20 protein-coding genes are annotated in these 18,793 nt (G+C 54.9%); 6 read left to right on the forward strand and 14 right to left on the reverse strand.

The window, feature by feature from the left end; genetic code table 11:
• Positions 1-133 precede the first annotated feature (133 nt).
• Genes RVM24_RS19990 through RVM24_RS20000 form a run of 3 tightly spaced genes read right to left on the reverse strand, consistent with a single transcriptional unit; the run spans position 134 to position 3,244 of the window.
• The gene (locus RVM24_RS19990; protein ID WP_022989540.1) at positions 134-1,273 is read right to left on the reverse strand and encodes a helix-turn-helix domain-containing protein; all 1,140 of its coding nucleotides are present in this window, start codon (positions 1,271-1,273) and stop codon (positions 134-136) included.
• Positions 1,264-2,589 carry an ATP-binding protein gene (locus RVM24_RS19995; protein WP_011786649.1) on the reverse strand — a complete coding sequence of 442 codons (1,326 nt, stop codon included), beginning with the start codon at positions 2,587-2,589 and terminating at the stop codon, positions 1,264-1,266. The genes RVM24_RS19990 and RVM24_RS19995 overlap by 10 nt, the downstream gene beginning before the upstream one ends.
• The gene (locus RVM24_RS20000) at positions 2,579-3,244 is read right to left on the reverse strand and encodes a response regulator (protein ID WP_011786648.1); all 666 of its coding nucleotides are present in this window, start codon (positions 3,242-3,244) and stop codon (positions 2,579-2,581) included. The genes RVM24_RS19995 and RVM24_RS20000 overlap by 11 nt, the downstream gene beginning before the upstream one ends.
• A 167-nt stretch (positions 3,245-3,411) precedes the next feature.
• Between RVM24_RS20000 and RVM24_RS20005 the strand changes: the two genes are divergently transcribed.
• The 6 genes from RVM24_RS20005 to RVM24_RS20030 all read left to right on the forward strand — a co-directional run bounded on the left by RVM24_RS20005 (position 3,412) and on the right by RVM24_RS20030 (position 9,449).
• Positions 3,412-4,728 (forward strand): ferredoxin reductase family protein, encoded by a 1,317-nt coding sequence (locus RVM24_RS20005; protein WP_011784786.1) that lies wholly within the window; start codon positions 3,412-3,414, stop codon positions 4,726-4,728.
• A gap of 76 nt (positions 4,729-4,804) precedes the next feature.
• The gene (locus RVM24_RS20010; RefSeq protein WP_011784787.1) at positions 4,805-5,185 is read left to right on the forward strand and encodes a PepSY domain-containing protein; all 381 of its coding nucleotides are present in this window, start codon (positions 4,805-4,807) and stop codon (positions 5,183-5,185) included.
• A 54-nt stretch (positions 5,186-5,239) separates the two neighbouring features.
• Positions 5,240-5,713 carry a DUF2271 domain-containing protein gene (locus RVM24_RS20015; RefSeq protein ID WP_011784788.1) on the forward strand — a complete coding sequence of 158 codons (474 nt, stop codon included), beginning with the start codon at positions 5,240-5,242 and terminating at the stop codon, positions 5,711-5,713.
• A gap of 22 nt (positions 5,714-5,735) precedes the next feature.
• Entirely contained in the window at positions 5,736-7,952 is a 2,217-nt protein-coding gene (locus tag RVM24_RS20020; protein ID WP_022989539.1) for a PepSY domain-containing protein, read from the forward strand.
• Positions 7,953-8,027: 75 nt separating this feature from the next.
• The gene (locus tag RVM24_RS20025; RefSeq protein WP_011784790.1) at positions 8,028-8,780 is read left to right on the forward strand and encodes a VIT1/CCC1 transporter family protein; all 753 of its coding nucleotides are present in this window, start codon (positions 8,028-8,030) and stop codon (positions 8,778-8,780) included.
• A 321-nt stretch (positions 8,781-9,101) separates the two neighbouring features.
• Positions 9,102-9,449 (forward strand): reverse transcriptase domain-containing protein, encoded by a 348-nt coding sequence (locus RVM24_RS20030; RefSeq protein WP_227513362.1) that lies wholly within the window; start codon positions 9,102-9,104, stop codon positions 9,447-9,449.
• Here RVM24_RS20030 and RVM24_RS20035 read toward each other — a convergent pair.
• The 11 genes from RVM24_RS20035 to RVM24_RS20085 form a co-directional block, all read right to left on the reverse strand.
• A complete protein-coding gene (locus RVM24_RS20035) occupies positions 9,364-10,224 on the reverse strand; it encodes a LysR family transcriptional regulator (RefSeq protein ID WP_199453018.1) in 861 nt (286 codons plus the stop codon). The two genes, RVM24_RS20030 and RVM24_RS20035, sit on opposite strands and share 86 nt — an antisense overlap.
• Positions 10,218-11,228: a phosphonate dehydrogenase gene (locus RVM24_RS20040; protein ID WP_011783502.1), complete on the reverse strand. Its 1,011-nt coding sequence runs from the start codon at positions 11,226-11,228 to the stop codon at positions 10,218-10,220. The genes RVM24_RS20035 and RVM24_RS20040 overlap by 7 nt, the downstream gene beginning before the upstream one ends.
• A gap of 9 nt (positions 11,229-11,237) precedes the next feature.
• A complete protein-coding gene (phnE, locus tag RVM24_RS20045; protein WP_011783501.1) occupies positions 11,238-12,068 on the reverse strand; it encodes a phosphonate ABC transporter, permease protein PhnE in 831 nt (276 codons plus the stop codon).
• A gap of 10 nt (positions 12,069-12,078) precedes the next feature.
• The gene (phnD, locus tag RVM24_RS20050) at positions 12,079-12,942 is read right to left on the reverse strand and encodes a phosphate/phosphite/phosphonate ABC transporter substrate-binding protein (RefSeq protein ID WP_011783500.1); all 864 of its coding nucleotides are present in this window, start codon (positions 12,940-12,942) and stop codon (positions 12,079-12,081) included.
• A 4-nt stretch (positions 12,943-12,946) separates the two neighbouring features.
• The gene (phnC, locus tag RVM24_RS20055) at positions 12,947-13,786 is read right to left on the reverse strand and encodes a phosphonate ABC transporter ATP-binding protein (RefSeq protein ID WP_011783499.1); all 840 of its coding nucleotides are present in this window, start codon (positions 13,784-13,786) and stop codon (positions 12,947-12,949) included.
• Positions 13,787-14,228: 442 nt separating this feature from the next.
• Complete coding sequence (locus RVM24_RS20060; protein WP_374816180.1) at positions 14,229-15,257, reverse strand: IS630 family transposase; 1,029 nt, start codon at positions 15,255-15,257, stop codon at positions 14,229-14,231.
• A 327-nt stretch (positions 15,258-15,584) separates the two neighbouring features.
• A complete protein-coding gene (locus tag RVM24_RS20065; protein WP_156510020.1) occupies positions 15,585-15,794 on the reverse strand; it encodes a hypothetical protein in 210 nt (69 codons plus the stop codon).
• A 450-nt stretch (positions 15,795-16,244) separates the two neighbouring features.
• On the reverse strand, positions 16,245-16,739 hold the full coding sequence (locus RVM24_RS20070; RefSeq protein WP_058090682.1) for a hypothetical protein: 495 nt from the start codon (positions 16,737-16,739) through the stop codon (positions 16,245-16,247).
• A gap of 99 nt (positions 16,740-16,838) precedes the next feature.
• Positions 16,839-17,294, reverse strand: a complete 456-nt coding sequence (locus tag RVM24_RS20075) for a periplasmic heavy metal sensor (protein ID WP_058090683.1) — start codon at positions 17,292-17,294, stop codon at positions 16,839-16,841.
• On the reverse strand, positions 17,291-17,728 hold the full coding sequence (locus RVM24_RS20080) for an anti-sigma factor family protein (RefSeq protein ID WP_058090684.1): 438 nt from the start codon (positions 17,726-17,728) through the stop codon (positions 17,291-17,293). The genes RVM24_RS20075 and RVM24_RS20080 overlap by 4 nt, the downstream gene beginning before the upstream one ends.
• Positions 17,721-18,275, reverse strand: coding sequence for an RNA polymerase sigma factor (locus RVM24_RS20085; RefSeq protein ID WP_093478738.1), 555 nt, complete (start codon positions 18,273-18,275; stop codon positions 17,721-17,723). Before RVM24_RS20085 ends, RVM24_RS20080 begins: the two co-directional genes overlap by 8 nt.
• Positions 18,276-18,793: the final 518 nt, after the last annotated feature.

Raw genomic sequence — 18,793 nt, forward strand, 5'->3', positions numbered from 1 at the left:
AAGAATCGTTCGCAAGTACGAAACCGAACCGATTCCATGGTTTGGAAATAAAATATATAATTCAAAAGGATAGAGGTTTCAGTATCGGGTGAGAGCGTACTCGAACGCCGGGTAGCCAGGTTCAGGATCGTGGCTAGGGTCGGATATCGCCCTGCAGGGCTCGTCGGCGATATTCACTGGGGGTAAATCCTGTCTCTTTCTTGAAAGCAGTGTTGAATACGGACTTCGAGTTGAAGCCAGAGTCATACATAGTTTGCAGAATATTTGCCTGATTGGCTGCATCGGCCAGGCGCGATTTCGCCTCGTCGATGCGATAGCGACTGACGAACTCAAAGAAATTGCAGCCAAAGCCTTGGTTAATGGCCCGTGAAACCTCTCTTGAAGGGGCGCCCAATTTCCGTGAAAGTTGTTCCAGGGTCAGGTTGGGGTGCAAGTGGGGCTTTTCCTGGTGCATTAACTGTTGGAGCCTGACCTTTAAAGTTTGATCAAACTGCGGCGTGGGCTCTTCTTCCAGCAAGGCGGCCTGGTCTGCTGCCAATCCAGAGAAAACAACGGGTTGGCGAAGAGAGTTTATCATCAGAAAATTGATGAAAATGAAGCCCGTTACAGCGCCAGCGCCGGCCACCCACTCGGTTCCAGGCACGCTTCTAAACACATGCGCCGCAAGGCAGTAAAACATGCTTACGGTCCAGGCCACTGCATAGCCGATCAGAAGCGTCCGTAACCACGCAAGTTGTTTGTTTTCAATACTCGAGAAAATCTGTCGAATACCAAGGCCGAAACGGTTGATCGCACGAATCGTCGTGCACAGGTAGCCCAGAAAGACCGCGTGAATAGCGACTGCAAGAAGGGGAGAGGTAAGTACGCCCGGGTGGTCCCGTTCAAGCAGAATCTGAATTTTGGTCTCGCTCGGCTGCAAATAATACTCAACCAGAAAAATTGCGCCGACCACCCAGAAGAGCAACGTGTGCACGAGATGCTTCCCGCGTAACCGGAAGTTCTGATACATCAGCGATTGCGCATATAGATAGAGCGTGCCTGCTTGCAGAAGCCCGATGAGTGTCCCGAGGTAGGCGAAGTTTGGGTGCTGGAACGCAAGCCCGCTGCCATAGAGGAAGATCTCTCCCAACCCGGCGGCGAAGAACACCAGAGTGGCAACCAGGAGTCGGTTAGATATGAGCCCACTGTTGGATGGAAGTAGGAGAAAAACGGCAAGAGCCAGCGATTGAATGATGCTCGTCAGCAGCACAATGTCGGTGAGTGTCAGATACATGCCAGATTCAGCTCCGCTTCAAAACCATCCTGCCGTCCTGTTGCCGGCGATCTGAGATGCAGGGTCATGCCGGCACCTTTAGCAATCGCATCGGCAATCGCGAGGCCCAGGCCAGAACCTGCAGCGTCCGTTTTGGCGCGTGCAAACCGGTTTCTTAAAAGAGCGAGCTGTTCCGGTGGCACTCTTGCACCGCCATTGCAGACCCTTAAAACCCCATTATCGTTCAGGTTGATCTTCACCGGCTCGCTACGGGAACCATGCTTAAGGGCATTCTCGATCAGGTTACGCACCAGGATGGCGAAGGCATCGGGATCAAGAAAGGAGTTCACTTCGCGCTCCGGCAGGGATAAAACAACTCGCCCGGGTGCCTGGGCCTCAAAATCCCGGGCAATCATCGCGAGGATGGGCACAAGATCCTGCTGGCTTTGTGAGAGTGCACCGCCACCTTCTGCTTTTGCCAACTCGAGCAGTTTTCCGGACAGCACCGAGAGACTGCGTAACGCTTCTTCAATTTCTGCAACATCATTCTTGAGATAATCATCGGGCATTCTGGTTTTCAGTCGCTGCACTTTGGCAAGCGCTGTTGCCAGGGGAGTTCGCAATTCATGGGCACTGTTGGCGGTAAAGCTGCGTTCTGATTCGAGAGCACGATGCAAACGCTCAAGCAGCCGGTTGATGGCACCGGCGATTGGTTCAAATTCACGGGGTAACTGCTCTTCTACAACAGGGGACAGATCTCCCGCGCCGCGGGATTCAATGTCTTGCTGAAAATCGACCACCTTACGAAGGGAAAGCCGGACAATCCACCAGACACCCAACAGGCTGACCGGAATCAGCACCAGTAAAGGCAACAGTAAGGCTAATCCCGCCTCCAGAGCGGATTCACGCCGGTGCGCCAAGGGTTCGGCCACTTCAAGATAGATGGTATTGCTGACTGCAGATACGCCATATAGCCGGTGGGTCAGAGTATCTGAAAACCCTTCCGCGGGGGTCCTGCTAAACACGCCAGGGTCGGCATCGTGGGACTGGAGCAGAATATTTCCAGCTTCGTCCCGTACCAGATAGGTCAGGTATTCGTCATGGTCTTTCAGGGCTGGGGCCTTTTGATTGCCCGCGCCGTTCTCACGGTTCAGGATGTCGGTGACCGCCAGTGGCAGTATGCGCTGGGCGGTTTCTTCCAGGGCACTGTCGAAGACCTCGTTCATTTCATGCTGTGCCACCAGTCCCGAAGCGGTCACGCCCAACAGCCAGAGTAGGGTGACACCGAGTGTCAGGCCGATACCGAGTGTTTTTTGCAGGCTGGTTCTAGTGGTCATGTGTTTCCAGGCGATAGCCCATTCCCCTGACGGTTACGATAGCGTCCCGCCCCAGCTTTTTACGCAGACGGCTGACATAAACTTCGATGGTGTTACTTTCGATTTCGGCCCCGAAAGCGTATAGACGATCCTCCAGTTGCGATCGCGATAACAGCATTCCGGGTCGCTGGATAAAGCCCTCAAACAATGCCCACTCCCGTGCCGTAAGTTCTACCGGCAGGCCGTTGCGACTGATGCGGTGATCGCCAAGATCAATCATCAGCTCGCCCACTTGTATGATCGGGCTTGGATTGCCGCGATATCGGCGAGCCACCGCGGCCACGCGGGCCGACAACTCCGAAAGATCAAAGGGTTTGACCAGGTAGTCGTCAGCACCGGCATTCAATCCTTCAATCCGGTCAGACACCTGATCCCTGGCGGTCAGAATGATCACCGGTGTTGTTATTCCGGTAGCCCGGATCGTTCGCAAAAAGCCGAAGCCATGGCCGTCGGGCAGCATCAGGTCCAGCAGAATCAGGTCGTAGGCTGTGGTCCTGATACTCGCCTCAGCAAAGCGCAGAGTTTGCACCCAGTCCACGGCGTGGCCGTCGTCCGCAATCTGATCCCGGACCGCCTCGCCCAATCCCGCCGTATCCTCCACCAAAAGAACCCGCATTGTTCACCTCTGACCCAGCCCTGAAATCAAGATACTACAGCTCGAACCTGACAACAGCCTGAATGGTCAATAACGCTTCGATCTCTCTTCACCGACCTTCAGCTGGCTGTCAGGTTTGGGCGCTAGCCTTCGGGGGAATATTCCAGGTACCGATCGCAGGAGATGTGATGATGCGGATGATTTTTCCTTTCGTTGTGTTGGTTTTGGGCCTATGGGCCTGGAACCTCTTTGCAGGTCCTGGGGCCGGTTCTCCCTGGGCAGTCTATGACCAGAGCCTGCTGCTCAGTGGGCTGTTATCCATTGCTCTGATGTCACTAGCCATGATGTTGGCACTGCGCCCAGCCTGGTTGGAGAGACCGCTGGGCGGGTTGGATCAGATCTATCGCACCCACAAATGGGCGGGCATTCTGGCAGTGGTATTCGCCGCCGCCCATTGGCTGATTGAAATGGGTGACGATGTAATAGAGTCGGTGTTCGGAAAAGCCGGCAAGCTGCACGATCAGGATTATTCCGGGTTCATCGACACCATGCGCGATGCGGCGGAAGAGGTAGGGGAGTTCGCCATCTATCTGCTGTTCGCCATGCTGCTGATCACCTTGTTGCGCAAGTTCCCCTACAAATACTGGCGCTATTTGCATCGCGGCATGCCGGTGCTTTATCTGTTGCTCGCTTTCCACGCGGCGTGGCTTACTCCGCTGCAATGGTGGCAGCAGCCAATCGGTGTGCTGATGGCCATTTTGCTCTTTGGCGGCAGCATCGCCAGCGGGCTATCCCTGACCGGCAGAGTTGGTCGTCGTCGCCAGGTTCGCGGCATGGTCACCGCGATCAAAACACCAGACCGGGACGTCACCGAAGTTACCTGCCACATGGGGCCGGCATGGCCCGGTCACCGTGCGGGGCAATTCGCCTTTGTGACCTTCGACCGACTAGAGGGCGCGCACCCGTTCACGATTGCCAGTGCCGATAGGGAAAATGGCACGGTTACGTTCATCATTAAATCGCTCGGCGACTTCACCCGCAATCTGAGCCAAAAAATCAGCGTGGGGCAAACCGTAAATATAGAAGGCCCTTACGGCTGTTTTAACTTCGATCGCCGCAACCGCAAATCCCACCAGATCTGGATAGCCGGTGGCATCGGGATCACGCCGTTTCTGGCCTGGCTCGAAGCTCTAAGCAGCGCCACCGACGCCACCGTGCCTGAAGCCGATCTGCATTACTGCACGCGCAACGCCGGCCAGGATCCCATGGTGGATCGACTTCGGGCGCTTTGCGATGGCTTTCCCGGGATACACCTCGAGATTCATGACAGCAGCAAGGGGCAGAGGTTGTCTGCCGAGACGTTGTCTACCAACGGACGCTCGGCAGCAGGCGCAGAGGTCTGGTTCTGCGGCCCGGCAGGGCTGGGGGAAGCCATTAGAAACGGCTTGCGGGCAGCACCCTTCCGCCTGACTCGCTTCCATAAAGAAGCTTTTCAGTTCCGCTGAAATGGCCTCGTTTGTTCAGGTCGTTGTCAGGTTAGCGCCTTAGAGTGGATTTAACACAACCAGCAGGAGAGACACCATGAAGACCAAACCCATTATTCTGAGCCTGTCTTTGTTACTTCTGAGCGGTACCGCAGTGGCCGATGACGACTGCGATGATCCGGTGGCGAGTTGGCAGCCCCGTGAAAATCTGCGTGAAAAGCTGGAAGCCGAAGGCTGGACAGTTCACCGAATAAAGGTTGACGACGGTTGTTATGAAGTCCGGGGCCTCGATGCCGATGGGGTCAGGGCAGAAGCCTCTTTCGCGCCCGCTTCATTGACCATGATGAAATGGGAGCGTGAAGACAGTGACGATGAGGAGAGGGACCGCGGCAACAGGAAAAATGGACAGGACAATCCCAAAAGTCAGGCGCCACGCAACGGCATCGTCAAGGGGCGTCCCACGGTTACCGTTGAGTAACTGAGCGAATTTGCCCTGTTCCTTTAACGTTCATCAGGTTTTTGGAGACCATTTATGAAAACGTTTGTTCTCACTTGCAGCCTTTTCGCCGCCTTGGCTTTACCGGTATTCGCCCAGGCCCGTGACGTGACCTTCACTACGGAACTACAGAATTACGGCGGCGATGGAGCCTATCTGGCGCTGTATCTTACCGATGCCGCCGGAGAGTATCAGGGTACCCTTTGGGTTTCCGGGAAGAAATCTAAATACTACAAACACCTGGGAGGCTGGGCCCGGGGCAGTGGGCTTGATCCTGCAGAGTATGACGGCTTGACTGGCGCCAGTGTTACCAGTGGCCGCACGCTGAAAGTGACTCTGAACCTCGATGATTCGCTGATCGACAACGGCTATGAGGTTCGAGTCGACTCTGCTGTTGAAGATATGCGCGATATCAGAGCCGATGTGATAGCCCCCCTGACCACCGAAGGGTCCGGAAAGCCGGTTTCAGGACGTGGTTACGTGCGCGCTCTGACCTACGAGCTTCAATAATTCACCAGGAGCATCGGCTATTATGTTGCGCAAGTTCCACAGTTTACCGGGTTTGCTTGCAGGCGTGTTCCTGATCGTTCTCTCGGTCACGGGAGCTGTGTTGGCTTTGGCTCCGACGCTGGATAGAGTGTCAGCGGTCATTCCGGCTTCCGGTGAAGTCAGTATTGCCGAGCTGGCAGACCGGGTCGTTGCTCACTATCCCGGGACTGAGCAGATCGTGCGAGAGCCTTCTGGCAAGGTCATTGTCTATTACAGCCGTGACGGCCAGGCCGGTGCGGATCTGGTGAATCCGGTAACAGGTGAGGGCACGCCCTACGAACCTTCCGCATTCTTTGGCTGGATCAAGGATCTGCATCGTGCGTTTATGCTGGATGATGCCGGTAGAGCGCTGGCCGGCGTATTGGCTGTTTTGATGGTGCTTCTGTGTCTTTCGGGAATATTTTTGATAGCCCGGCGTACCGGGGGTTGGAAGAATATATTAAGACCGCTTTCCGGCTCAGGCGGGAAACGAATCCATGCCGAGCTGGCCCGGTTTGCCGTGCTCGGCCTACTGTTATCCGCACTGACCGGTAGCTATATGTCGGCACAGCGCTTTGGTTTGCTGCCGGAAGCGCCTGACACAGGGCCAGGGTTTCCGGCTGAGGTCTCGGGCGGGCAACCATCGCCTGTGGGCACCTTAAAAGCGCTAGGCAATTTCGATCTTGGCGAACTCCGGGAACTGGTGTTTCCCTATCCCGGTGATCCGCAGGACGTCTATTCGCTGTCAACCGCCGGCGGCTCCGGATTCGTGGACCAGGCTACGGGCGAGTTGCTGCAGTTCCAGCCGCGCTCTGACAGCGGCGTATTGCAGGACTGGATTGTACGTTTGCACACCGGTGAAGGCCTATGGTGGCTTGGCCTGATTCTTGGCGCTGCGGCACTGACTGTGCCAGCTCTCTCGATAACAGGTGCAACCATCTGGTGGCAGCGTCGCCGGTCTTCAGGGCAGCTTCCTGACAACGCCGATGCCGCTCAGGCGGATACAATTATTCTGGTCGGCTCCGAAGGTAATGCCACCTGGGGATTTGCCCGGGAACTCCATAGCAGCCTGAATAAGGCCGGTTTCCGCGTGCATTGCAGCGAGATGAATGCCCTGGCTAAGCAGTATCCGCAGGCTTCCAGGCTGTTCGTGCTGACTTCGACATACGGCGATGGTGATGCACCCGCATCGGCCCGGCAGTTTATGGCCAGGCTCAAAGAATTCCGGGCTGAGAAGAACCTGCGATACACGGTACTGGGTTTTGGTGACCGGCAGTTTCCGAACTTCTGTCAGTTTGCCTTGTCGGTGGATACTGCGCTCGCCGGTAAAGGCGTCAGCCGTTTGCACGCCATTGAACTGATTGATCGGTGTTCTGCCTCGCAATTCAGTGAGTGGGGAAACCGGGTTGGTGAGGTTATCGGTACTCCGCTTTTCTTGAACTACTGTGCATTGCAGCCAGCAACGGTCAAACTGGAACTGGTAGAAAGGGCGGATTACGGGATTGCGGTTCAGGCGCCCACCAGTATCTTCCGGTTCAAACCGGCGGAGCAGGGCGGATGGCTAACGGCTTCTCCAAGAAGATTTAAAGCGCTGCCACCGTTCGAGGCGGGAGACCTTTTGGGGGTTATTCCCCCACACGGTCAACCCCCGCGGTTCTACTCGCTCGCGTCCTCGGCAAATGACGAAATTGTTGAGATATGCGTCCGTAAGCAGGCCGGCGGTCTTTGCTCCGGTTATTTGCATGACCTCAAGCCGGGTGATTGTATCGATGGCTTCATCCGCCCCAATCCAGGCTTTCGGCCAGCTACAGGTAGCCAGCCAGTTATCCTAATCGGTGCAGGTGCCGGCATTGGTCCGTTAACCGGTTTCATCAGAAACAATACCAGTTGCAACCCTATGTATCTGTACTGGGGCGGTCGCGATGCCAGGTCAGATTTTCTCTACCAACCTGAGCTTGGGCGCTATCTTGAGGATCATCGACTGAGCGGGCTGAACACAGCCTTCTCAAGAACAGACGAGCGCGCCTACGTGCAGGATAAGCTCAAACAGGATGAATTAGCCGTGCGACAGATGGTTAACACCGGTGCGCAGATACTGGTCTGTGGTGGCCGGGATATGGCGGCGGCTGTGCGGCAGGTTATAGAAGACATTCTCAAACCCTTGCACATCGATATTGAAACTCTGAGAGGCCAGGGACGTTATCTTGAAGATGTATATTGACAGATAAAGTGACAAGGTCGAACTGAGCCTATAATCCCAAAGCACCAAATCGCGTCCTGAACAGGAAGCTGAAAGATGCCATCCACAGAAAATGAAAGACTGCTCAGCGAGCACCAGCCTAATGCCGTTCGTGCACGGCTTGCTGGTCCCGTTAAGGCCTCGACGCTACCAGATGCTGTGCTTGGCGGCATCGATGGCTGCGTTACAACGTTTGCGGTTGTATCGGGTGCGTTCGGCGCAGGTTTCTCGCCACAGGTTGCGTTGGTACTCGGCTTTGCAAACCTGATTGCAGACGGCTTCAGCATGGCGGTAAGTAATTACGAAGCGGGCCAGGCGCAGTTGAATCAGATCAAATTTGCTGAACGCACAGAACGTGAACATATCCGTGCTGTGCCAGAAGGTGAACGTGAGGAAATTCGCCAGCTGTTTCAGGCGAAGGGATTCGACGGCGAATTGCTGGAGCAAGTAGTGGAGGCTATCAGTCGTAATCCCGATGTGTGGGTAGCAACCATGTTGCGAGAAGAGTACGGACTCTCGGGTGCCGGACTCAGCCCACGCCGAGCCGCGTTGACTACCTTCGCCGCATTTTTGTCGGTTGGTGCTTTACCTTTACTGCCTTATGCCATCCCGGGTATGGAGAGTCAGATTCAGTTCCTGACGAGTCTTGGTTTGGCAGGCGTCGTCTTCTTGGGTATCGGAATGCTTAAAAGTATCGTCTATGGCTTACCAGCAATGCGATCAGGACTCCGGACTTTGATCATGGGTACGGCCGCAGCGGGGCTGGCGTTTGCTACTGGGCATTTTGCGCAGGGGTTATTGGGGGGTTAGTTCTTCAGCGGTGAATAGACAATTTAACATAATATTCCCCTAAGAGCTGATATTCATTCGCGTACCCGCTATTGGAATTAACGGCGGATTTCTCGCTCTGTTCGCCCAATGAGTGTAGTTGCAGAATTGAATTTTTAAAGCACAATTCATGCTGAAATGAAAATTATTTAGCAAGGGCCAGTCGTCGACTAATTACTGCGCAACTTTATGAATTGTGGAAAAAATGGTGTCGATATCATTGATGCCAAAGGCTTAGCGTACAATTTTTTCCGTTTCGTGAACTGACCCCACCATTGCTCTGAATCCTGGGTGCTGCTGTATGTGAGGCGCTGGCTAACGGCACCGATGCAGACGAAAGATGGTAAGCAGGAACGACGGAACGTTGGCACACCACAAGGTGGCCCGTTATCGCCAGTTCTGGCAAACCTGTTTCTGCATTATGCATTGGATCGTTGGCTGACCGTTCGTCATCCGGATATCCCATTCTGCCGATATGCAGATGACGGAATACTGCGTTGTCGAAGTGAGCGTGAGGCTCAGTATCTGCATTCCCAGCTAGATATGCGTGAGGTGGACCCAATAGCTATTCACAGAGATGCCCAACAAACGAGTATACTGGCCTGTGTTTGTCCAGGCTGCTCGGATAAATCACCATCAGCTCCTTGCTAAGGCCAGGCTCACTCACGGGAATAGCCACCAGACTTCCATTTTGGACCTCCTCCCGTACAGAACTTTCAAGCACCAACGATGCGCCAAGTCCGACCTTAACCGCTTGCTTGACGGCTTCGGTGCTACCCAGCTGCATAGATACCGTCGGAAATGGCCCATGCTCACCGAAGTAGGTCGCCAAAAGCCGGCCAGTGCCGGTGCCGGGTTCGCCGCCGATCAGAGCCATGTTAGACAGCGTATCGCGGTCGATATCGGTTCGACGGACTAACGGGTGACCAGGCGGAACGATTAGAACAACGGGCTCGTTACGCCACGCCTGAGCATGGAATCCGGGTAGATCATGCCACCACTCCATAATCGCCACGTCCAGCTCACCGTCCGATAAATGCCGTGCAATAGTCGGATTGGAATCTATTACCACATCCACCTCGGGCCCTACGCCCAGCTCCTTGTAACGACGGATGTAGGGCTGGAGCATATAAATCCCAATATTGGAGCTCGCCCCAACGCGAAGTCGAGCCTCCATAATGGAAGATCTCGCCTGCTCCTCCAGCCGGAGCAGACTTCGGGCAAAAGGCAACAAGGTTAAGGCAGCCCGGGTTGGCTCACAGCCAGAGCGCCCCCTGTGGACCAATAAAACGCCAAGTTGGTTTTCGAGTTTTTGAAGGTGCTGGGACAGTGTGGGTTGTGCGATGTCCAACTGGCGGGCTGCGGCCTGAAACCCGTTGTGGTCCAGCACCGCCACGAAACTCTTCAGCCAGACAAGATTCAGCATGGGCCGCTCTCGCGGCCACTGGGATCATTGATCGCATCACCCGGCCGCTCACCCCGAAGCACTTGCAGAATGTTCCGAGCAGCGCGTTGCTCGATAGCCAGACGCACCTGGCTGACTGCCGATCCGATGTGAGCAGTAAACAGCGTGTTGGGGTGGGCCCTGAGCCCCTGGGCGATCTCCCTCGGACGATCTTCTCTCGCCCAATCTTCCATCTCAAACACATCAGCGGCGTACCCCCCCAACTGACCGGATTGAAGCGCTTGCAGAACACTACCCTCATCCACCACAGATCCACGGCAGGGATTGATAAGGAATGCGCCCGGTTTCATTCCTGTTAGCGTTTCGCGATTAATGGTGTGGAGAGTTTGCTCATTGAGCGCCAGTGCCAGGATCACAATATCTGACTGGGCCAGCAGCATCTTGAGGGGAGTATGGGACAAACCCAGTGCCTGCTCATGCTGCACGGGTAAACGTTCCGGCTGGGAATAGATTAAATCCGCTCCCCATCCGTTCAGGCGCTGCGCCACCGCTTGGCCGATGGCCCCCATACCCACAATACCAATCCGTGAGCCTTCGATCCCCTGCCCATAGAAGCGTGGTGTCCAGCCAGTAAATTCACCGGATCGAACGAAGTGGTCCGCCGCCTTGACTTGTCGGGTGAGACTGATCGTCAGCCCGACCGTTAGCTCTGCAGTAGGCACGGTTAGCAAATCCGGTACAAATGTCAGCCAAACCCCATGACGCGTGCAGGCATCCACATCAAAGTTGTCATAGCCTTTCAGGGCTGCACCAATCACCTTCAAGCGCGGACACCCCTGTAGGAACTCCACTCCAACTCGGTCTGGCATGAACGCCATCATCGCATCAGCGTCTGCAACGCGCGCAGCCACTTCCTCCTGGGGCAACGTGGCGCCGGATTGGTTGGTGACCAGCTCGCAATCTTGGGCAAGTTCATCCAGAACACTGTCATGGATCTTATGGGTTATCACAACCTTGGGTTTCATCGACGTTCCTTATTTGAATTTCTTACGAAGGCGGCCACTGAGACTGTCCACGACGGTGACCATCAACAAGATGACAATGAGAATGGCGCTGACTTCCTGATACTGCATGATTCTCAGCGAGCCCATCAATTCGAAGCCAATACCACCGGCACCCACCATGCCCATTACGGTCGAGGCACGGAAATTGTATTCCCAGCGATAAATGGACACGTCCGCGAATTGAGGAAGTACTTGTGGCAGCACGGCGTGATAGAGCACCTGCAAGCGAGTAGCGCCGGCAGCATCGGCCGCTTCCACTGGCGCCTCATCTACATGCTCAATCGCTTCGGCAAAAAACTTTCCAACCATGCCAATGGAGTGAAGACCGAGCGCCAGTACGCCAGGCAACGCCCCAAAACCAACAGCAGCCACGAAGATGATGCCCATGATCAGTTCCGGGACTGAACGCAAACCGTTTAAAAGGGTTCGAGTTACTTGGAACACCACCGGATGTGGAGAGGTGTTGCGCGCAGCCAGGAATGCCAGTGGCACAGACAAGGTTACTGCAATGGCAGTACCGGCAATGCTCATCGCAAGCGTGTCGATTAACGGCGACACCCAGCTGGCCACATTGGTGAAGTCAGGTGGAAGAGATTCGCCAATGAGTGTGCCTATGGCTGGCACGCCATTGGCAAGTGTATTGAAATTGAGCAGCCCTACGTACCAACTTGCGACAAAAATGATGAGCAGCACTAACAGCGACTGTCCGAGTTTTTTCCGCCAGCCTTTCGCGTGCTCATCCAGCACGGAGGCCGACGGGGCCGGCGACAGAGTCGCCGGTTCCGTCGTTGTATAGTTCATGGGGCACTCCTCACATTTTTGCGAAATCAAGATTGAGCAGGACACCCATAGCGCGGATGACATCGTAATCTTCGTCGGTAATTGCCGCGAATCCCTCAGCCTTCAGGTTGTCGAGAATCTCCGGGTCATCGATCTGCAGAAAGGCTTTCTGAATGTTGCTCTTCAGCTCAGGGGCCAGGTTCGAACGCATGGCCCAGGGGTATTGAGGAAAGTCACCGCTGTAGCCCAGCACTTTGACCTTGCTCCGATCAATCAAACCGCGGTCCATCACATGCTCGAAGATAACTTCGGACAACCCTCCGGCGTCGGCATTGCCATTGGCGACGTTAACCGCAACAGCGTCATGGCTACCGACGAAATGAGCCTCATAGTCCTTTCCGGCTTCGAGCTCTGCCTTCTCAAGGAGTACGGTCTTGGGGATCAGGTGGCTGGAAGTGGATGCGCGGTCACCGTAGGCCATTTTCTTGCCTTTGATATCCGCGAAGGAGCCAACGCCAGAGTCCGCATTGGCAATAATGATGGAGCGATAAGTCGGCTTCCCGTCTACCACCATGGCGGCAAAGGGTTCAATGTCACTCTTACTCTTGGCCATCACATAGGACAACGGACCAAAGTAAGCCAGGTCAATTCGGCCAAAACGCATGGCTTCGATCATGGAGGAGTAATCGGTGGTAACAATCAGTTCTACTTCCTTACCAAGAGTGGTTTCCAGGTAATCCTTCAAAGGTTGGTTTCGCTTGATCAGTTCTGACGCGTTCTCATCCGGCAGCAAGGCAACTTTCAAAAGATCAGGGTCTGTATCTGCGGCATGGGCTGACCAATGGATGCCGAGCATCATTATCAGAGCCAGCAAAGAGTGAATCATTGTCTTCATTGTGCTATCTCTCCAGTACGTCTGTCGTTATCGGGGTGGTCTTAGGTTTATGGATGGCTGGTTTGCCTTCCGCAGCTACCACGCTGGGTGAACGGTGGTAAATCTCGTCCAGGTGTTTCGATTTCAGGTTTTCAGGAGCATCGTCAAAAACGATATGAGCGTTCGAAAGGCCGATGATCCGGTCTGCAAAACGCTGGGCGTATTCCAATTGGTGCAAGGAAATAACCGCGGTGATTCCATCTTCCTGACAAATATCGCGCAGTAGGCCGAGTACCTTTTCAGAAGTGGCCGGATCCAGGCTGGCAACGGGCTCATCGGCAAGAATCATGGATGGTTGCTGCACCAATGCTCTGGCGATTCCAACCCGCTGCTGCTGGCCGCCGGACAACTGATCTACTCGGGAAAGCGCTTTGTCAGCCAGACCTACGCGGTCGAGGCATTGCAGAGCCAACTCCAGGTCCTGCCGGGGCAGGGGAAGCAGGCTTCGCCAAGTACCGTGATACGCAAGTCTGCCTGTCAGCACATTCTGTAACGCGGTGTATCGTTCGATCAGCTGGTGATGCTGGAACACCATGGCGGTGCGGCTGCGGTGCTGTCGCAGGATTCTACGGTTGGTCAGTTCACCAAACTCGCCAGACACAACCTTCCCGGTTGTGGGCTTAACCAGGTGATTCAGTGAACGAAGCAGAGTGGATTTACCCGCGCCTGAAAGTCCCAGTAGCACGGTGAATTCGCCCTTGTGAAAGTGAACGTTGGTGGGTTTGAGCGCGAGGACGTTTCCCGGGTAGGTTACGCCCATACTCTCGACTCGAAGCATCACATTGGTTGATTGAGTTGGCGCCACAGGATCACCTTTTGCAATAAATAAGCTCGCCGTATTGCGAGTTACAATTGAACGGTAAAGCTGAGAGATGACACTGTCGTGTCACTGACGTGACAGGTTGATGAAGTGCTTTTGGTTCGCAAGGATTTTCCGAAGGGCTCTGTGAAATACATGGAGCTCAGCCAAAGTGGAACGAGCCACCCAGGAGCTTAAGCAACAAAAATTGCGTTCCACCGTCAGTCGGCGAATCTCACGGTACAGTTCGTCCGTGCTGAGTTCATCGAATTGCTTACCGACTATACTCTTGCCTTCGAGGAGGTCGGACGCGCTCTCCAATAGGTCGCGCTTCCAGGTGCTGACTATGGTGGGGTGGATCTGGAAACGGGCAGCAATTCAAGGTGTGGCCTTAAGGGTGGGCAAGGACAGCCTTGCACTTACTAATTCGAAATAAAGTAAGCGAACATTACCCAGAGATATAAGCCAAATCCGGATGGCCAAAAAACGATTTCAATAGTCGTGGCAATTTTTGCAAACGTCGAAGCTGCCGGTAAACAGTGCTCCGAAGTTGTTCTTTGCTGTTAATGATCTTTTTACCGACGTGATGGTATTTGATATAGCCCCAAACAGGCTCGTCAGGATTCAGCTCCGGCGAGTACGGCGGCAGGAAGAACAACCTGAGCTTGCCGTCGAGACTCTCAACATAGTCTCGAACCCGACGAGCATGATGAACCGGGTGGTTATCGAGGATCAGGAAAACCGGCTTGTCAACGTCTTGCACCAGAGCCTTGAGGAAACCAAGAAACGCATCGGTGTTCATGTTGCCCTGAATGGTCTTAAAGCGAAGCTCGCCGCGAGGCGAGATGGCCGAGATCAGATTGATGCTGAAGCGACTGCCCGTATTACGGATGATCGGAGTTTCACCCCTGGGTGCCCAGGTGGTGCCACTGTGATAATCAGACCGAATGCTGGCTTCATCGCCGAAATAGATGGTGGCGCCGACTTTTTTTGCTTCCTTGCGAATTTCCGGGTAGGTCTCTTCTTTCCATTGTTTCACGGCCTCTGGCTTTTGCTGGTAGGCCCGATGCAGGGGTTTCTGAGGCGTCAGCCCCAGGTTTCGAAGCAGACGACCGACCGAGACATCGCTTAACCGGACGTTGAACTTTTGCCGGATGAGCTCACGCACTCGGCCCCGAGTCCACAGGGCAAAATCAAACTTCAACTGGTCCGGCGTAAAAGTCGTTATCCAGATATACAGCTCCCGGATCTGAGCACCGCTCAGTTTCTTGGGACGACCGGAAATCTGTTTGGCCTTGAGCGCGTCAAAGCCACCCTCGCGGTAGGCAGCCAGCCATTCATAGATTCGTGCTCGGCTCATCCCCAGCGCTTTGATGACGACTTCTGGACTCTCGCCATCCATGACCCGTTGAACGGCGCGAACGCGAATGGCTTCTAATGTTTTGTGATCAAGTTTACGACCGTCATCGTGGCGCATGTGTGTAAATATCCGATAAGCTTGGCGAACGGAGCCTACATTATAAATGATGTTCGCTTACTTTCGAACCCATTAGTAATTCGCATAAACTTACTCTGGGTAAATTTCAACCAGCTCAATTTCCAATTTCGATTTAGCTAACCAACAGAATCGTCGTCAAGGCTCAAGTGAAACATACATATATTAACTCATGAGGCTTATTCTGCAGTAATGAATTTTGTATCAAGTTTCCGGCCAAAAATAGTATGGCCAGTCACGAAAACACGACTGGCCACGTTTTTTCCCGAGAAGCAAGCTTCGCTTATAGCCCTACCTGCCTTGAGCGTACTAGGACTCACTTGAATCTGCTATTCCCGCCTCCTTCATCTGCTTGTGTAATTTTTGATGTTTCAGGCGGAGTTCTTGCCTGTCAACGGTTTCCACGGTCTTGTTCGGATAGCTCCTTGCCTCGTTAATCCTGTCGGCTAAGCCAGAATCGGCGTAGGCAAAGGAACTAAACAGTGCTGTCATTGCTATGGCTGTAATGATGCTCTTCATGACGAACTCCTTGATTTGTTGCTCCAGGCCCATGCAACTGGGCCTCTAGTAGATACCGCTGATGCCCACCAGCGGTATTTCTGTTATCATTTGCTGTACGTTACCTTCTGCTCCATTTGTTTCTTCTCTAAAGCACGATGGTAGGCTCGTCCTTCTTCACTTATCATCTGTCTTCGCGCCTCCATTCCAACTTCTGACAATCCATAGCGTGTCATTTCTTTGTGGAGTCGCTGCTGCGGCGAATACTATTAATGATTTCATAATTTCACCTCCTGTTTGGTTGATGGTTTCATTAGATCATTAGCTCCTGAAACCTGACTGAAAAAACAAAAAAAGTTTATTAACGATTTGATAACAAGTTGACCGCTACAGAGAGGCCAAACCCGGGGCTAACCCGGTGTAGTTCACCAACCCTTTCGGATGGTTGCCAATGTGAAGCGGCAACAGACACTAGTGGGCGACAGGGACAAACGACGGGTCATCAAAGTACTTGTCGTAGGCGTCCAGCGCGCCAATGACCTGTACAGCACCATCGCGGGGAGAGTCGGCGCTGCTGCCGGCCATTTTCTCGGCGCCAGCCATCAGCTGGGCGATGATCATGTGCAGTTGCGCGTCGGCAGCCGGCGGTAGCTGGCAGTTGGCGACCATGTAGGCAACGCCGTCATTGACTCGCTTGGCCAGTGGCACATAATCCTCCGCTGCCAGGCGGTCTTCGTGAATGACCTGCAGTGACTCACGCATGGCTTGACCGATCTCGCCCATGGCCTTGCTCAATGGGGCGTCAATGGCCCACTGCTCGCCATTGTTCAGGTGCAGTTCAAAGGGAGCATCGCCGTGGTCGTGTTGATGAATGGCCGCGCCATCGCTGGCCAGGCTGAGGCCGGAAAACAGCAGTCCGGCGGCTAGGGCAAAGGGTAGGGCAATCGGGGAAAGTCTGATGGGCATGGTCGGTCTCCATTCTGAGTATTGGCCAGCCAGCTGTTGCGACCGGCTTCATTCAGGCTAACGACGCTGGCGCTGGTTTTGTTCCCTTTGCCGATCAACTTATTCGTTATGCAGTGTTTCCACGTCCGATCGCTGGGGCGACTGACGCATTAGCAAACGGGCCAGGTGCTGGCGCTGGCTGGCGTCGAGAATCTCCCGCTCACGCAACAACTGTTCTATGACCAGTTGTTGCTGCCGGTTCTGCAGCTCGGCCAGCGTGCTCTGCGCGGCACGGATGAGCTCGGCGTCCAGCTGTTCGGCAAAGATGTGGTCGATCAACTGGTTGCGCTGCTGCTGTATGGCCAGCGTGGAGGTATTGAGTTCGAGCGTGAAGGGCGCTTCGATGTCTTGCCATTGGCGCTGTTGTCGGTCATCCAGCTGGAGCTCGCGCACCAGCAGCGGGGTGCCGGATGCGCTCGCTCGCTCGGCCAGCTGTTGCCAGCCAAGCGCGGCCAGTACCCCCAGATTGAACAGCAGGGAGGCTATCAGCGCCAGGCGCAGGGTGGCTGTGTTCATCGCGGGTTCCCCTTGAGATAGCAGAGTTCGGGTTGGCGGCACAGGGCGCCGGGTGGCGTACTGTCTAGGATTGCCAGCGCCGCGAAGGTCGGCTCGCGGTTATCGATGGCTGGTGAGTTCAGGCCATTACCAATCAACAGTCCCAGCACCAGTGCCGCGGCTGCGGCCATGCCCGACCACAGACGCTGGCGTCGCAGATGGCGCGTGCCCGGCTGCTGGCGCTGCGGCAGTCGATCGAGAAGGCCGGTCATGTTCAGTTCCGGCTCGAAGGCCGGCAGTCGCTGCATATCCTGGCTCAACTCGCGCAGGGCCCGGTACTGATCCTGGCAGCGCGGGCAGCCGAGCAGGTGGCTGCTTATGTGCGCGGTGCTGGCGCCATCCAGTTCCTCGTCCAGATGGGCTGACAACTCGCTGATGTCCGGATGTTCAGTCATCGCTGTCTCCTGTGAGTGTACGGCGCGCCTGCAGCAGTGCCGAGCGGGCGCGGGCCAGGCGTGACTTCACCGTGCCTTCGCTGATCTCAAGTGCTGCGGCTATTTCCTGATAGGAAAGCCCCTCCAGCTCACGCAGTAGCAGCACTTCGCGTTGGGCCAGGGCCAGCCCGGTCAGCAGTTGCTCCAGTTGAGCTATCCTGCGGCCGCCTTCCAGCTGCCGCAGGGGCGATGGCGCAGGATCGATCAGTGCGTCATCTTCCGGCAGCGGCTCAGGCTCACGATGTGTGCGACGCAGCACATCGATGCAGGCATTGCGGGCGATGCGTAACAACCAGGTCTCGAAGCGGGCATCCGGTCGCCAGTCGGGCAGGGCGTGCCAGACCTTGATAAAGGTATCCTGGGTGATATCCAGCGCATTGTCCGGATTGCCACACAAACGCCGGACGAATGAAAACACCCGCCCCTGGTGTTGTTGCACCAGCCGGCCGAATGCCTGGCGGTCACCGGCCTGTGCCTGGCGGATCAGTTCTCCGTCAGTTCCGTGCATGTGGTCCCCTGGAAAGTGCCTGGCCTGTCTAACGTTGCCGCACCGGAAAATGTTCCATCTGCGGTGATTCTGTGGAATTTATCACTTTAAATTCTGGAGGTGCATTTAATGCCTCCAAGTTTTTATAAATAAAATATGGCGCCAAGATAAACAGAAAGAGTAATGATAAAAAAACCTTTTTGTTCATATATGACACCTAACGAGGCTGTAGAAAAAACCCGATTTCGAGCCATCCCTACCGCCTGATTCCTATAATTTTTATCTCGGTCGCCAACTGACCGAGGATCCCGGTTTCACCAGCAAAGGGCCCTGGCGCAGTTCCAAGACGCCGGGCATCCAGCTGGCGCTGTCCAATGCGTACCTGAAAGCCGAGGGACTGGCATCACTGCGCGATGGATGGATCAAGCTTCACCATTCCCGGTGAAACGCCCTGTGCGGACCCGCATGCAGGGTGTTGTGGGAGCTGGGGGATAAATACCCCCGGCTACCCGATTATGTGACGTTGCGGGCCACCTAAG

Origin of the sequence: Marinobacter sp. KM021, assembly GCF_050707965.1 — a bacterium.
GTDB lineage: Bacteria > Pseudomonadota > Gammaproteobacteria > Pseudomonadales > Oleiphilaceae > Marinobacter > Marinobacter shengliensis.